General features: G+C 47.0%; 14 protein-coding genes and 1 rRNA gene. 8 read left to right on the top strand and 7 right to left on the bottom strand.

Going from position 1 to position 14,836, the window contains the following annotated elements:
* Positions 1 to 151 precede the first annotated feature (151 nt).
* From B147_RS0101930 to polA, 3 genes are all read right to left on the bottom strand, one after another.
* A complete protein-coding gene (locus B147_RS0101930; RefSeq protein ID WP_245568889.1) occupies positions 152 to 1,981 on the bottom strand; it encodes a 3'-5' exonuclease in 1,830 nt (609 codons plus the stop codon).
* A 355-nt stretch (positions 1,982 to 2,336) separates the two neighbouring features.
* Positions 2,337 to 3,167 (bottom strand): NAD(+)/NADH kinase, encoded by an 831-nt coding sequence (locus B147_RS0101925; protein WP_020585575.1) that lies wholly within the window; start codon positions 3,165 to 3,167, stop codon positions 2,337 to 2,339.
* 28 nt (positions 3,168 to 3,195) lie between these two features.
* Entirely contained in the window at positions 3,196 to 5,880 is a 2,685-nt protein-coding gene (polA, locus tag B147_RS0101920; protein ID WP_020585574.1) for a DNA polymerase I, read from the bottom strand.
* 84 nt (positions 5,881 to 5,964) lie between these two features.
* Between polA and B147_RS0101915 the strand changes: the two genes are divergently transcribed.
* Positions 5,965 to 6,195: a hypothetical protein gene (locus B147_RS0101915; RefSeq protein WP_020585573.1), complete on the top strand. Its 231-nt coding sequence runs from the start codon at positions 5,965 to 5,967 to the stop codon at positions 6,193 to 6,195.
* Positions 6,182 to 6,940 (top strand): phosphoribosylglycinamide formyltransferase, encoded by a 759-nt coding sequence (gene purN, locus B147_RS0101910; protein ID WP_020585572.1) that lies wholly within the window; start codon positions 6,182 to 6,184, stop codon positions 6,938 to 6,940. The genes B147_RS0101915 and purN overlap by 14 nt, the downstream gene beginning before the upstream one ends.
* A 41-nt stretch (positions 6,941 to 6,981) precedes the next feature.
* Here purN and B147_RS0101905 read toward each other — a convergent pair whose 3' ends face one another.
* The gene (locus tag B147_RS0101905) at positions 6,982 to 8,202 is read right to left on the bottom strand and encodes an EAL and HDOD domain-containing protein (RefSeq protein WP_020585571.1); all 1,221 of its coding nucleotides are present in this window, start codon (positions 8,200 to 8,202) and stop codon (positions 6,982 to 6,984) included.
* Between the two features lie 21 nt (positions 8,203 to 8,223).
* Positions 8,224 to 9,405, bottom strand: a complete 1,182-nt coding sequence (locus B147_RS0101900) for a TraB/GumN family protein (RefSeq protein WP_020585570.1) — start codon at positions 9,403 to 9,405, stop codon at positions 8,224 to 8,226.
* A 123-nt stretch (positions 9,406 to 9,528) separates the two neighbouring features.
* Here B147_RS0101900 and B147_RS30830 point away from each other — a divergent pair, with 123 nt between their 5' ends.
* The 5 genes from B147_RS30830 (at position 9,529) to B147_RS0101875 (ending at position 13,554) form a co-directional block, all read left to right on the top strand.
* On the top strand, positions 9,529 to 9,717 hold the full coding sequence (locus B147_RS30830) for a hypothetical protein (RefSeq protein WP_020585569.1): 189 nt from the start codon (positions 9,529 to 9,531) through the stop codon (positions 9,715 to 9,717).
* Positions 9,689 to 10,690 (top strand): hypothetical protein, encoded by a 1,002-nt coding sequence (locus tag B147_RS0101890; RefSeq protein ID WP_020585568.1) that lies wholly within the window; start codon positions 9,689 to 9,691, stop codon positions 10,688 to 10,690. Before B147_RS30830 ends, B147_RS0101890 begins: the two co-directional genes overlap by 29 nt.
* The gene (gene recN / locus B147_RS0101885) at positions 10,650 to 12,359 is read left to right on the top strand and encodes a DNA repair protein RecN (RefSeq protein WP_020585567.1); all 1,710 of its coding nucleotides are present in this window, start codon (positions 10,650 to 10,652) and stop codon (positions 12,357 to 12,359) included. Before B147_RS0101890 ends, recN begins: the two co-directional genes overlap by 41 nt.
* 91 nt (positions 12,360 to 12,450) lie before the next feature.
* A complete protein-coding gene (locus B147_RS0101880) occupies positions 12,451 to 12,690 on the top strand; it encodes an FmdB family zinc ribbon protein (RefSeq protein WP_020585566.1) in 240 nt (79 codons plus the stop codon).
* 15 nt (positions 12,691 to 12,705) lie between these two features.
* Positions 12,706 to 13,554 (top strand): glycerophosphodiester phosphodiesterase, encoded by an 849-nt coding sequence (locus B147_RS0101875; RefSeq protein WP_020585565.1) that lies wholly within the window; start codon positions 12,706 to 12,708, stop codon positions 13,552 to 13,554.
* 60 nt (positions 13,555 to 13,614) lie between these two features.
* On the opposite strand, the gene B147_RS32635 is transcribed toward B147_RS0101875, so the two are convergent.
* Positions 13,615 to 13,797, bottom strand: coding sequence for a hypothetical protein (locus B147_RS32635; RefSeq protein ID WP_245568888.1), 183 nt, complete (start codon positions 13,795 to 13,797; stop codon positions 13,615 to 13,617).
* Between the two features lie 11 nt (positions 13,798 to 13,808).
* Positions 13,809 to 14,240, bottom strand: coding sequence for a beta-eliminating lyase-related protein (locus B147_RS0101865; protein ID WP_020585563.1), 432 nt, complete (start codon positions 14,238 to 14,240; stop codon positions 13,809 to 13,811).
* 350 nt (positions 14,241 to 14,590) lie between these two features.
* Here B147_RS0101865 and B147_RS0101860 point away from each other — a divergent pair.
* Positions 14,591 to 14,836, top strand: a 16S ribosomal RNA gene (locus B147_RS0101860); the annotation flags it as partial.

Genomic DNA, 14,836 nt, shown 5'->3' with positions numbered 1-14,836 from the left:
GTGGGTGAACTCACACACATCCACGTTACATTATCAAAAGACCTGCAGAGTGTCTATTATAATTTTGCGACAAAATAATTTTAGATGTCGCTCCGCCCCCCTGATATCATTGATAATAAATTTTGATGCGTCAGCGCTGATATTTCAGGCCCTAATATTTCAGTTTTGAGTATAAAGTCTTTTTGGACGCTTGGGTTGCGTCGTTTAACGTGTGAATCCCTTTTTTGGCAAGCAACGGAATAAGCTTAAGAAAAATCTGGGCCGTTGCCGAGGCATCACCTATCGCCGTGTGGCGCCCCACAATATCGATTCCGGCAAAATTCGCAATCGCTGCCATATTATGTTTTTCGAACATGGGATAAACGATTAATGCAAGCAGGAGGGTATCTAAAATCGGGCCGTCAAATTTTATTCCGGTCTCGGCCTCTTTCATAGAAAACATCTTCATATCGAATGCCGCATTATGTGCCACCAAAACCGTATCTTCGGAAAATTTACAAAAAAGCGGCAACACTTCTTGTATATCAGGCTTTCCCTTGACCATTTCACCATTTATACCGTGAATTTTTTCAGATTCCAGCGGAATATTTATCTTCGGATCTATAAGCCGGTCGAATTTTTCTCCAGTTAAAATCCTGCCGTTTACGATTCTGACCGCGCCTATGGAAATTATCTCATCATTTCTGGTATCCAGGCCGGTGGTTTCCGTATCGAAAACAGTATAAACGATATCTTTTAAACGCATCTCGTTCAATTTTGAATCGGATTTTCGCTTTGTAAAAAGATCGAAGTCGAAAAAATCGGGCCGCTCGTATGCATCGTGCGCAATGACTATGTTACGCACCTCTTCCGACTCTTTCATCTCTGCAAGGGGTATCATAATTTTTATCCCTTTTTCGCTCTTTTCATTAAAACTTAAACTGATTTGCGCCTCATGATAATTTAAAAAATCTTTCAGCTTTAAAAAAAGGTTATCATCTCTAAAAATCTTCAAATTTTTTTCACCACCCGGAATATGAAAAAAAATCGATAGAAGATTTTCCTCTTTACAAAGCGTGCAGCTAAACGTCTTTTTGAACGTTTTATTTTTCAGAATGGTCAAAATGGATAAAAAAGCATAGATAAAAGAGTAGGTTTCGATCCTTATCCAATTTATATGGGCAGGGAACTCAATTTTTAACGAGACGTTAAGCTTTTCTCCGGCTTTTTTTTGGACCGTCGTTAATATATCTCTGTCCGAAACCACCAGAAACGGCAGACGCTCTTTTATCTTTTCGATATACTCTTTTTCGGACTTTTTTAAATTTTCTTCTATGGCGGCGATCTCCGGCGTTACCATTTTCTCTTTTTTTATCTTATCGAGAAAAGCAAGGATCTCGTTTGCGGTGCATTTGAAGATGTTGTCGATTTTCGCGTAAAGCTCAAAGTCTTTTCCTATGTCATAAAAAACGACTATAAATCCGGCAAAATTGTCACGTTGATCCGCTATCGGCGAGATATCCGCTTTTATCAATACATTGCCGGGGCTTAAGGTTATGAAAGAAGAAGATGCCGCTTCATGTTTTTTAGGCTTTTTCACGTTTATTTCATAAAGCGCATTCGTTATGATGTCTTTATCAATAATATTGAAAATAGATCTGCCGATTCCGATAATATGGTTCTGATCTTCTAATGTTTTGGCTTTTTTGTTGAAAAGATTGATCTCTCCTTCTGTGTTGCAGGCGATTATCCCCTGCGGCAGCTCGTCGAAAAATGATGCGAGCATATTTTTTTCTATTTCGAGTTCGGCTCTTTTTTTGTTTATTTCTTCTTTTATATTTTTCTGTAAATTCTGGTAATGATCCGCAAAAAGGTTTATGGCTTTTACGATAGTTAAGATCTCTTTTCCGCCGTCAATATCTATCCGGTGGGATGAATTAACTGTCGAAATTACGGAGATTTCATCAGAAATTTTTGTCAAAGGAATAAAAAATTTATTCAAAACAGCATAAATCGTGAAGCCGACAGCCTCAAAAAATAAAAAGAAACTGATAAAAAAGTAAACCGCGTGTTCCCTGATTATTTCAAATAAAAAATTTTGGTTTGTGGGGCTGAGCCTGTACCAGAAAACCGCCAAGATCGCTAAAAAGAAAATAAATGGGAGCAGAATCAAGATTCCTGTAAACCATAAAAATTTATTTTTTCTGTTTAACGACATCCTTTATTTTTACATTTTTAAATGAAAGTTCCAATAAATTGTTAAATTACTTTCATGCTTTGTTGTGGGGTGCGTCTGGGTGTCGATAGACCAGGTCCGCCCATGGCTGTTATTCGCATAATCCATTGGAAGTTGACGATCAGGATCTGCCGCCGCTCCAGTGTAGCCGTGTCTTCAGCACCTTGAAATAGGAGTGGGGTTCAAAGGAGATCATTTTTACGCTGTGGCGGCTTTTTTGGATGTAGATCCTGTCACAGGTATCCATATCAAACCCCTCCTGGCCGTCCAGGGTCAGAATCATATCCTCGGGACTGCCTTTCAGGCTGATTTCCACCTGGGTATGGTCCGGGATGAGTAATGGCCGGTTGGTCAGGGTAAAGGGGCAAATCGGGGTCAGGATGATGGAGGGCACTTCGGGATAGACGACGGGGCCGCCTGCGGCCAGGGAGTATGCCGTGGAGCCCGTGGGTGTGGCCACGATCAGACCATCGGCCCGGTAGGTGGTCAAATAGGTGTCGTCCAGATACACGGCGCATGAGGCCAGCCTTGACAGCGCCGCCTTGTTGATGACCGCATCATTTAGCACATCTTCGTCCACGATGCATTGGCCGTCCCGGACCACCCGGATATTGAGGCGGCTGCGTTCCTGGATAAAATAATCCCCTTTAAATACCGTATCAACCACCTTGCAAAGATGATCCTCCGTGGTTTCGGCAAGAAATCCCACCTCACCGAATTTGATGCCCATCAAAGGGATGTTCGAATCACCGATATATCGTGCCACACTTAAAAATGTGCCGTCGCCGCCAAGTACCACAATGCAGATCAGATCTTCGGGGATGGGTGGCGGTGTTGGGGCCTGGGTGTCTATGACCAGGCATCTGTCCCCGATATGCCGGATCAATTCCCGGGCTTTTTTCTGGGCGTGGTCCTCATCTTTTATCACAAGTCCGATGCGCTGCTTACTCACGTCTTTCCTCTTGTCCGTTTTGGGGTTTTTAATGTTCCGCCTCGGCCCAGTTGGCGCCGGCACCAAAGTTGACTTTTAAGGGCACTTTCAGGGGCGTAACATTTTCCATAACCTGCTTTGCCATGGCCATGAGTTTATCTTTTTCCTGTTCCGGGGATTCAAAGATAATTTCATCATGCACGGATAAAAGCATTTTTGATGCCATTTTTTCTGTTGCAAGAGCTGCCTGCATTTTGATCATGGCAAGCTTGATCAAATCCGCAGCACTGCCCTGGATGGGTGTGTTCACGGCAGCCCTTTGGGCAAAGTTTCGCAAATTGGCATTGGATGAGCGGATGTCATCCAACCTGCGTTTTCTGCCGAACAGGGTGGATACCTCGCAGGTCTCCCGGGTCTGTTCGATGGTCTTGTCAATGAATTTTTTTACCCCTGCATAACGCTTGAAATAATTGTCAATATAGATGCCTGCCATTTTCCGGCTGATGCCCAGCTCATTTGACAGGCGGAACGCGCCCATGCCATAGATGATGCCGAAGTTGATGGATTTGGCCTGGCTGCGCATTTCATCGGTGACAAGACCGGGCAGCACCTGGAAAACTTCCAGTGCCGTACGGGTATGAATATCCTCGTCGTTTTGGAAGGATTCAATGAGAATGGGATCATTTGCGCAATGGGCCAAAAGCCGCAATTCAATCTGGGAATAATCCGCTGAAATCAGGGTGCAGCCGTCTGCCGGGATAAAAGCCTGCCTGATTTTTTTCCCTTCGGGTTTGCGAATGGGAATGTTCTGCAGATTCGGGTTGGACGATGACAGGCGGCCGGTGACAGTAATAGTCTGGTTAAAGGACGTGTGGATGCGTCCGGTATCCGGATGGACCAGGGATGCCAGGGCATCCACATAGGTGGATTTCAGCTTGCCCAGAGTTCTGTACCGTAATAGCTTTTCAGGCATTTCATGGGTCTCGGCAAGTTGGGTGAGCACCTGGACATCCGTGGAATACCCGGTTTTTTTCCGGGTCTTTTTAACGGCTTTGAGGCCTAACTTTTCAAACAGAATGACCCCGAGCTGCTGGGATGAATTGATGTTGAACGCTTCCCCGGCAAGTTCGTAGATTTTTTGTTCAAGGGTTTTCAATTCTTGTTCAAATTCCAGGGACATTTTGCCAAGCACATCCGTATCCACTCGGATACCTGCCATCTCCATTTTGGCCAAAACACTGATCAGAGGCACTTCAAGGGTTTCCATCAAAGGGGTAAGCCCCTTGTCCTCGATCTGTTTTTTTAATACCGCATAGGCCATGAAGGTCAGATCTGCATCCTCTGCCGCATAGTCTGCGGCAAGGTCAAGGGGGACTTCCTGGAATCCGATCTGGTCTTTTCCCTTGCCTGTCACTTCTTCATAGGAAACCATTTTGTACCCGAAAAGATTCATGGCAATGCGGTCCAGGCCATGTCCCCGGGTGCCGGGATTGAGCAGGTGGGAGGCAATCATGGTGTCAAACACAATACCTTTAATCTCAATGCCGTACCGGGCCAGAACAATGAAGTCATATTTGATGTTCTGGCCGACCTTCGCAATGTCGGGGTTCTCAAGTAAGGGCTTGAAAATACGGAGGACCTCTTCTTTTTCCGGCATCAGTATATCACCTGTATTGGTGTGTGCCACCGGGATGTAAAATCCGGCATCCTCTTCATATGAAAAGGAGAGGCCTACAAGATCCGCCCGCATGGGATCAATGTCCGTGGTCTCCGTATCAATGGCAAACACTCCTTTGTTTTCAAGTTCCGATACCAGCGTCTCCATGTCGGCAATGGCGTGAACCATTGTATAGGTTTTTTTTGATTTATCTGTTTTTTCGGAAAATTCAGAAGCCAGGGTTTTAAATTCAAATGACTGGAACAGTCCAAAGGCTTTGCGGGTGTCAAACTCCTGCAGTTGAAAATCATCTAATGGGTGCTCAATATTCACATGCCGGTCAATGGCGGCAAGATCCCGGCTTAAATCGACGATCTCTTTGGACGCTGTCAGGTTTTCATGCAGTTTTTTCTTTTTTTTCAGCTGGTCCAGATGATTGTAAATATTGCTGATAGAGCCGTATTCGGCAACCAGTTTGACAGCGGTTTTTACGCCCACGCCTTTGACACCGGGAATGTTGTCGGAAGTGTCCCCGGCAAGGCCTAATACGTCTGTGAACTGCTCGGGTTCAATACCCATCTCCGTTTTTACATTGGCCCGGTCCGTGACGGTGTCCTTCATGGGATCCCAAAGCGTGCAGTCATCGGTGATCAACTGGATAAAATCCTTGTCCCCTGTGACCATGACCACCTTAAATCCCTGCTCCTGGGCAATGCGGGCATAGGTGCCCACAAGATCATCCGCCTCATATCCGGTTTTCTCGATAATGGGGATGTTCAACGCCTTGACAACTTCTTTGATGTCCGGGATTTGAACGGCCAGCTCCTCGGGCATGGGCGGGCGGTTTGCTTTATATTCATCAAACATTTTATGGCGGAAAGTAGGCCCTTTGACATCAAAGAAAACGCCTGCGTACTTGGGTTGTTTTTCTTTAAGCAGTTTGAGCAGGATTCGGGTGAATCCGAATGTGGCATTGGTGGGATGCCCCTTGGAAGTGGCCAGGCTGCGGATGGCATGAAAGGCCCGGTATAAAAATGCGCTGCCGTCGATCAGGTAAATAGTGCTTGGTGCCGCCATGATATACTTTCCTGAAAATTGTTTGTTGAATTATTATTTAATTAGCGGCATATATACTATCTTTTAAAGCAAAGGAGAAGTCTTATGTCCCAACAATCCCGGACACGGGCCAAAGCCGGAAAGTCCCGGCGGCGGCAAAGCCGGTCAAAAATCTGTCATTGCTGCGGTGCCCAGGCCATGTTCTGCTGGCAGTGCCGGTGCGGATTTTCCATGTGTCAGTCCTGCATGTATGAAAACCAGTGGGGGATGACCTGCAACGGAATTACGTGGGAATGCCCCGATTGCGGAGCTCAGAACGGGTATGGCAATCAATAATGAAAGGAAAGAGAACAGAATCATGGTTGAGAAATTAAAGGTCGGCACATTAATATCCGGCGGCGGCACCAACTTGCAGGCCATTATTGATGCCTGCAACCAGGGGCGCATTGATGCACAAATTGTTTTTACCGGATCCGATGTAGATGGGGTCAAAGGACTGGAACGCGCACAAAAAGCCGGTATTGACACGTTTGTGGTGGATTATGCCCGGATCATTGCCGATTGCCGCAACGCCAGGGATCTTGACAGCCTTATGCCAAATGACTTTCATCTTGAAGATATTTTAAAAAAACAGCAGCTGGTGGATGTTGAAAAGAATCGTGAAAAAGCCCTGTTTTTCATAAAATCCAGGGTCATTGCCGAACGTCGGTTGTTGGATCATATTGAATCCTATGATATGGATTTGCTGGTGCTGGCCGGGTTCATGCGGGTGTTTACACCTTATTTCATTGACCGGATTAATACCAACGGTTCGGGCCAGAGAATCATGAATATCCATCCGGCGCTGCTGCCGGCATTTCCCGGGACCGACGGATACGGGGACACCTTCCGGTATGGGTGCAAAATCGGTGGATGCACGGTTCACTTTGTTGATTACGGGGAGGACACAGGACCCATCATCGGCCAGAAGGCATTTGAAATAGTTGATGGTGATACCTTGGATGATGTTAAAGAAAAAGGATTGAAAAAGGAGTGGGAACTCTATCCGGCCTGCATTCAGAAATTTGCCCAATCCCGGTGACGGTGCGGTTATCCCCGCAGATTTTTACCCGTTAGGACAATCTAAGAAGAGCTAATAAAGGAATCCGCCATTTTTAAGGCGTCCATGTAGAAGACGGGCAGTTTTTGAATCAGTTTCGAATCTTTGTCTGCCTGAAATCGAGTATGGTCCCACTGCCCCTGTTCGAAGTTTGTAATAAGGTCATTGAGTTGTTTGAATACGCGGTCTTTACCTAACAGCGCATCCTTGATTTTTTCCGACAAGGCAATTTTTTCAAGAATCTTTTCCATGGGCATATCCAAAATGGCATCCATGGTTGAAAACAGTCCCACAGTGAACAACTCTTCCGGGGTAAATCGGGTTTTAATCACATGAGCGCATTGCTCACACATTCGGGCCTTGGTCACCGAAAATCGGATCAGTTCATTGGGCTTACCCGGGGTCATATGCGAGACTACCACCACATAGATAAATTTTTTTAATTCCTCCAGTCCCAAAAATGTGATGGCATCCTTGATCGTGTCTACAGCAATGGGCCGGTTAAAATACGCTGAGTTGATAAATGTCAAAAGCTTGAAGGATATGGTCACATCGTTTTTGATCATGTCCTTTATAACGGCTAAGTCTATCTCCTGCTTTGAAATTTCATTTAACAGTTTCAGGTTGGTGACCTGGTTGGCTGCCAGACCTTTGTGTGATATAACTTCGGGCTTTGAAAAGAAATAGCCCTGAAAAAGCTTGAAGCCCATAGCTTTGGCCTGTTCAAATTCTTCGTGGGTTTCCACCTTTTCACACAACAGTGTGATATGCTTGAGTTCATTTTCTATGGATTTAATAACCGGGCCCAGAGTATTCAAGGGTGTGGCCATGATATCGAACTTTATCATGTCGCATAGCTGAATCATTTCACTAAATTTTTGATCATAAACAAAATCATCCAGAGCAATCCTGAATCCTCTGGATTTAAAGGTCTTTAATGCGTCAATGATTTCAGGTTCAGGTTCAATGTTTTCTAATACCTCAATAATAATATGTTCCTTTGGGAAAAGAAGCGGTGTCTGATTGAGCAGAAGATTCCGGGTGAAATTGATCAGTCCGGGCTTGCCGGCAAGGATATCATTAAGTCCAAAGGAAAAAAAAAGGTTGGACAGCACACCGGATGTGGCTGCAGATCCGTCGATATTTGGAAACACATTGTCCAGGCTGAGCCTGAATAAAAGTTCATAACCGAACAGTTTTTTGTCTGAAGTGAATACAGGCTGGCGCGCTACAAAAATATCCATTAGGTCTGCACTCCTTTTTAATCAAGACAACAGTTTTATCATCAATGGCAGGGCTGTCATGGTGCCGATGGAGGAGCCAAGATTTGTGAACACCACCACCAGCAGAATTCTTGTGACATTATTCCGCCAGAATCCTTTAATAGATGTGATATCCTTGGGGATTGCCTCGAGGTCTCGCACCTTGGGTTTACGTGAAAACGCCTCCACAAGACCCGCCACCCACCCTGCTGCGATCATGGGATTCAGGGAGGTCAGGGGGGCGGCGATGATGGATGAAAAAATGGTGTATGGGTGGGCCAGGGCGATGAGTGCGCCGATTCCGGCAAAAATGCCGTTTGCCAGTACCCAGATCCAGATCATGTCGGTCCCGGCGCCTTTACCCTCCATGAGAAATCCCGCAATGAAAAGCATGACAATCAGGCCCGGGATAAGCCATTTTAATACCTTTCCCGCTTTGCCGGGAGGGGGCAGTGTGTTGAGTGCGGCAAGGTCTATGGGGGTATCCTGCTCAATATATTCTAAAATGCCGGGCACATGGGCTGCACCCACAACCGCCACGATTTTGTCCCCTGGCGCACTTCGAATGCTTTGGGCCAGGAACTGGTCCCGTTCGTTGATCAGCACTTCTCCAATGATGGGGTGATCTTCTTTGATTTCCGAAAGCAGGGACTGCAGGATGTCCTGGTGCTTCATTTTTTCAATATCCGTCTCTTCAATCTCATCGGACTGGCCAAATGACAACACCATAGAGAATATCAATTTCGTTTTTTCCCAGAATCCCATACCCCGCCATATCCGGGAAAGGGTGGTCTGAATTTCCCTGTCCGCCGGGACAATTTTAGCATCTGTTTCTTCTGCAGCAGCAATGGCATTGATCATCTCCTGGCCGGGTTTTATGCCGAATTTATCGGCTATTTTTTTCTGGAAAGCGGCCAGCAAAAGATTCATGAACAGCATCAGGGCTTTTTTTTCCTTGATGATTTTTACAATATCCATGTTCTGCCACCGGTCTTTATCCCGGATGGCGGAAAGACGGCTGTTGCACAGTTCCACGCACACGGAATCGGGCTGTTCGGATGCTATGGTGTCTGAAACCAGTTGGGCACTGTGCCTGGATACATGGGCTGTTCCGATAAGAATGATCTGTTTGCTGTCCTGCTCAAGAATATGAATGTCATTATGGTCAGTGGAGTTTTCACACATTATGCAACGCTGCCTTTATCCTGAAAGTTAAAATATCGTATTATAAGCATTTAGAAGCACATGGCAACACAAATTCACCGTCAAATATTGACCTTATCAACCGGTTCTGGTATTCAGCAATCTATGAAATCCGTTGACGAACACATACTCAGAGCCACCAAGGAAATAATAGTCAAGTTCATTGAGATGGGCCGGTTGTCGCCTTCCAACGTCCATGAATCTTTTAAGGATGTTTACAAGACCGTCAATGACACCGTGAAAAAGAATCTGGATATGCCCCAAGATGCCTCATCCGGTTCCACGAAATCCTGAATCCCGCCTACCCAAGCAAATACCGGCTGCGGTTAAAGCCGGTTTACAAAAAGGGTGGTCCGGACTGATCTGGCTGGTTAAGATTCTTGTGCCGGTCTCCTTTGCAACGGCTTTAATGGTACATTATCAGCTTTTGCACCACCTTGACTTTTTTTTACAACCCATGATGACCATGATCCATCTGCCGGCATCTGCGGCCGTTGTTTTGGTTATCGGTATTTTTACAGGTATTTACGGCACTGTGGCAGCCCTGTCCGTTATGCCTTTTTCCATGGAACATATGATCCTGATTGCCGTCTTTACCCTGATATCCCATAACCTGATCCAGGAAAGTTGGGTCCAGGCCAATTCCGGGTTGCGGTTTTCAACGGCGGTTTTTTTTCGCCTGGGAATGTCCTTTGTTGTCACCATGATCTGCGGGTGGATTATGGGGGTGGGCCCCGGCAGCGCCGGGACGGCCGGTTTTCTGGCTGCGCCGCCGTCACCGGGCCCGCTGTCGGTCATGCTGGTTGACTGGGCCGCAGGCACGGCCTGGCTGTGTTTAAAGATTTTATGTATTATCATGCCCTTGATGGTGGTCATGGAGCTGGCAAGACGCTTCCACCTTATCGAAGCCGTGACACGGATTACGGCTCCTGTTTTAACGTTTCTCGGGCTGGACAAATCCTGTGCACTGCTCTGGATGACAGCGGGAGTCTTTGGGCTGGCTTACGGGGCTGCCGTTATCGTTGAAGAGACAAAAAACAGTACCCATGACCCCAAAGCCCTAACCCGGCTTCACCTGTCCATCGGGGTAAATCATGCTATGATTGAGGATCCGTCTTTATTTCTTCCTTTGGGCCTGCCTGCATTCTGGCTGTGGGTGCCCCGACTTGTGGCGGCCATGGCCGCGGCTTGGCTGCACATGGGTTTTTTTTGGGCAAGGAGATTTTATGCTGCACGCGCTGGCCATAAAAAACTTTGCGATTATTGAGGATTTGCGCATTGAATTCGGTCCCGGGCTCTCTGTGCTGACAGGGGAAACCGGGGCAGGAAAATCAATTATCATCCAGGCCGTAAACCTGCTTTTGGGTTCCCGGGCATCGGCGGATCTGGTACGCACCGGAAAGGACAATGCCGAACTGGAAGCTGTGTTTTACATTGCCCCTGATTCCCATGCGGCACGGCTCATGGCAGATCAGGATATGGATACTGAAGACGGCCTGATCATCCGGCGGGTGGTATCTGCCGAAGGCAAAAGTAAAATTTATATCAACGCCCGCCAGACCACGCTGGATTTTTTAAAACAGGTGACCGAAGACTTGGCTGGTGTCTCCAGTCAGCATGCCCACCAAGGGCTGCTCAAAGAAGATCAGCACCTGGATATTCTGGATGAATTTGCCCAGACCCTTGATTTGAGAAAAGATGTGGCGGGGTTGTACCGGCAGATTGTTCCTTTGAAAAAAGAGATAGCCGGTTTAAAGGCCGGAAAGGAAAAGGCTGAAAAAGAATTGGCACTGCTTCAATTTCAGGTGGATGAGATTGAAGACGCCAATATCCAGCCCGATGAGGATGAAGAACTGATTCAAAAGCGTGACCATCTGCAGAATGCCGCGCAGATTTTTGAAACGGTAAACGGTGCGGTGCACAATTTATATGATCGGGAAGGGTCGGTGTTGGATGAGATTTCAGGCATGTCTGCCCGGTTTGGCCGGTTTTGCGATACCGATGAAAAATTGGGTGTACTGGCCCGGCGCCTGGACGAAATATCCTATGAACTCCAGGACCTGGTATCAGAGTTCAGATCCTTTGCCACTGGTATTGATCTGGACCCCCAGTCTCTGGATCAGGTGGACCGCCGCCTGGATCAGATCGCAAAACTCAAGCGCAAATATGGGGGCAGTATTGATACCATATTTGAGCAATACCGGAATATGGCAGAAAATTTGACGGATATTCAGGGGATTGAGGGGCGTATAGAACAGCTGGAACAAAAACAAAAGGGATTGGTGGACCGGATTCGTCAAAAGGCAAAGGCCTTATCCATGCGGCGGCAGAAAGAAGGCCTGGCCCTGGCCAGGCTGGCAAAGGCAGAGCTGGGTGCCCTTGAAATGGGCAGGGCCAGTTTTGAAGTGGATTTTTCCACGGACCCAGGCATTGACCCTGACGAGCTTGTAACAGCGGATAATGAAAAAATATCTGCCACAGGCATGGATCGGGTGCGGTTTCTGCTCTCCCCGAATCCCGGTGAATCCCCAAAGCCTTTGGCAAAAATAGCCTCGGGCGGAGAATTGTCCCGTATTGTCCTGGCGCTTAAAGCCGTGCTCTGCCGGGGGCAATCCTTTGAGACCCTGATTTTTGATGAGGTGGATGCCGGTATCGGCGGTGCAACATCGGATAAGGTGGGGCTTAAACTTAAAGAACTGGGCAGGGTTCAACAGGTGATCTGCATCACCCATCTGGCCCAGATTGCCAGGTACGGTAATCATCAATTCAGAATAACTAAGCAGGTGTCAGGCGGCAGAACAGCCACACGCATCACGCCCTTGACCTGTCAGGAAGAGAGAATAAAGGAGCTTGCCCGGATGATTGGCGGCAGCCAGATCACCGATACCACCCTTGTTCATGCCAAAGAACTTCTTGATACGGCAGAGGGGTCTTGACAAACCCCCTGACTGCTTATATTTGGTGAACGGTTATAAAAATTGAACGTAAATTGGGACCAAGGTTCCTGGGCTGTTATGAGGAGTGAACATGCCGATATATGAATTTAAATGCAGCAAATGTGAAGAATTTTTTGAAGTGATTGTTATGGGGGGGCAGGACGACAAGGAAGTTGTCTGTCCTAAATGTAGCTCCAAAGAGTTCCAGCGGGTGGTTTCAGCTACCAACTATGCCATGGGTTCGTCAGGAAATGCTTCCCAAGGCGTGCATACCCAGGAACGAACCTGTTCAAGCGGAACGTGTAAGACCTATACGGTTCCTGGAGCTTAGACGCTTGGTGTAATCATGCCAGGGGGTGTTGAAATCATCGCCCACCGAGGGGCCAGGAGCCTTGCCCCGGAAAATACCTTGACGGCTGCCCGGTTGGCGCACAAAATAGGCGCTCACCGATGGGAAACTGATGCCGCCCTGACCCGGGACGGAGAGCTGGTGCTCTTCCACGATGAAACCCTAACCCGGTGTACCAATGCCGCCCAAGTGCTCGGATATGATCCCCAATCGCCTGAAAAAACGCTCTGGTCCGAACGGGGCACCATAGACAGGCTGGATAGTCATACTTTTGTTGATCTTGAATTATTGGATGCAGGCAGCTGGTTTGAGCGGGATGACCCTTACGCAACTGTTTTCGACATTGACCCACAGACCCTTGCAGGGTTTAAAGGGGAATGTATTCCCTCTTTGTACGATGGTCTTGCGTTAACCAAAGACCTTGATTGGTCTATCAATGTTGAACTCAAAGACCATGGCAATGAACCGGAATTTAACTTTCATCCGGCCCGGGTGCTGGCTGAACTGTCCCGATCAGGTATCTCGCCTGACCAGGTAGCCCTTTCTTCATTTAACTACGATTGGCTTCGATTTATTCGGCAGCATGCCCCTGAATATGAGCTCCAGGCTCTGGTGGGGGATCGGGATGATGAAGCTTTAAATTTCAATGATCCTTTATTTACCAATGCTGAATTTGAAGTGCTCAATATAAACGCTTTGCTGGTTACGCCTTCGGATATCAGAAGGCTAAAAGGTGCCGGCAAGCGGATTAATCTGTTCACGGTAAATGAGCCCTGCGATTACATGCGCTTTGTTAATGCCGGTGTTGATGGACTGTTTACAGATTTTCCCCAGCGGTTTATCTAATACCACCCACAAATAGCCTTTAACCGGTGTAGCCCCCGGGATTCTTTCTTCAGGTCCAATTTATTGGTCGTAAAATGAATGAAAGGCCTGCACAGTCTCGACAATATCGTCGTTGGTAATATCCAGATGCGTGACCATTCGCAAATTCTCTGCACGGTCAATGAGAATACCCTGGGGTTTCATGTGATCCGCCAACGCGTGGGCGTTTTTTCCAATGTCCGCGAACACCATATTTGTCTGCACTGTTTTGGGGTTCACCTGCAGGCTGGCAATATCAGCAATACCCCGGGCCAGATCCCGGGCATTGTCATGGTCCATAGCAAGCCTGTCAATATGATTTTCCGATCCAGGGTCCCGTCAGGTTCCAGATCCAACGGCTGGGGTTGGATGCTCCCGAGTACCGCAGCACCACCGGCTTCGTATTTGAAGGTGTGAGCCGTCTGGCCCACAATATATTCATCCCCCGGCTGGCAATGGGTCATAAGGGCCAGCAAATTGGACTGGGTGCCGGAAGTGCAGAAAAGCGCCTCTTCCTTGCCTGTAATGGCCGCAGTCTTTTCTTCAAGCAAACTAACTGTGGGGTCTTCCTTATACACATCATCGCCCACAGGGGCATCCATCATGGCCTGCCTCATTTTATCCGTGGGACGGGTTACCGTATCGCTTTTCAAATCAATAAAAGTCATATTTTTATTATCCTTTTAAATTTTTTTGTTCATGCAAAATAGAAGGGCAACTTAACAGATTTTTAAGATTTTACAAAGAGTTGGGTTTCAAGCTGTGGCGGGAGTTTTGGGGTATCCTAAAGAAAAATTGAGATTTAATTAAAAAAAGATTTGACATTGATTAGAAAATGAAGGATATTGCTCTGGCTTCACGGGAACGGCCCAACGGTTTCCGACGAAGTTTTTTTTTGAGTAGTAAGTTAGATCTTTGAAAATTGGTCAGTGAAAAAGAAAAGAGCGGGTCAATGACAATGCGCTTTTAAGCCTGGCGGCTTTAAGCGTAGACCTTAAAAAGTTTTAGTAAAGGATTATAACTGGAGAGTTTGATCCTGGCTCAGAATGAACGCTGGCGGCGTGCTTAACACATGCAAGTCGAACGAGAAAGGGATTGCTTGCAATCCCGAGTAGAGTGGCGCACGGGTGAGTAACACGTAGATAATCTGNCTTCAAGCCTGGGATAACTATTCGAAAGGGTAGCTAATACCGGATAAAGTCGGTTCACACAAGTGGATTGATGAAAGATTGCCTCTTCTTGAAAGCAATTGTTTGGGGATGAG

The organism is Desulfobacter curvatus DSM 3379 (genome assembly GCF_000373985.1).
GTDB classification, from domain to species: domain Bacteria; phylum Desulfobacterota; class Desulfobacteria; order Desulfobacterales; family Desulfobacteraceae; genus Desulfobacter; species Desulfobacter curvatus.
This window is presented reverse-complemented; position numbering and strand designations above follow the sequence as displayed.

Bases quoted from the DNA above. Each gene is read 5' to 3' on its own strand.
- polA (WP_020585574.1), bottom strand. From the start codon at position 5,880: ATGGCGGCACCAAGCACTATTTACCTGATCGACGGCAGCGCATTTTTA.
- B147_RS0101915 (WP_020585573.1), top strand. From the start codon at position 5,965: ATGTCCCAACAATCCCGGACACGGGCCAAAGCCGGAAAGTCCCGGCGG.
- purN (WP_020585572.1), top strand. From the start codon at position 6,182: ATGGCAATCAATAATGAAAGGAAAGAGAACAGAATCATGGTTGAGAAA.
- B147_RS0101905 (WP_020585571.1), bottom strand. From the start codon at position 8,202: ATGGATATTTTTGTAGCGCGCCAGCCTGTATTCACTTCAGACAAAAAA.
- B147_RS0101900 (WP_020585570.1), bottom strand. From the start codon at position 9,405: ATGTGTGAAAACTCCACTGACCATAATGACATTCATATTCTTGAGCAG.
- B147_RS30830 (WP_020585569.1), top strand. From the start codon at position 9,529: ATGAAATCCGTTGACGAACACATACTCAGAGCCACCAAGGAAATAATA.
- B147_RS0101890 (WP_020585568.1), top strand. From the start codon at position 9,689: ATGCCTCATCCGGTTCCACGAAATCCTGAATCCCGCCTACCCAAGCAA.
- recN (WP_020585567.1), top strand. From the start codon at position 10,650: ATGCTGCACGCGCTGGCCATAAAAAACTTTGCGATTATTGAGGATTTG.
- B147_RS0101880 (WP_020585566.1), top strand. From the start codon at position 12,451: ATGCCGATATATGAATTTAAATGCAGCAAATGTGAAGAATTTTTTGAA.
- B147_RS0101875 (WP_020585565.1), top strand. From the start codon at position 12,706: ATGCCAGGGGGTGTTGAAATCATCGCCCACCGAGGGGCCAGGAGCCTT.
- B147_RS0101865 (WP_020585563.1), bottom strand. From the start codon at position 14,240: ATGACTTTTATTGATTTGAAAAGCGATACGGTAACCCGTCCCACGGAT.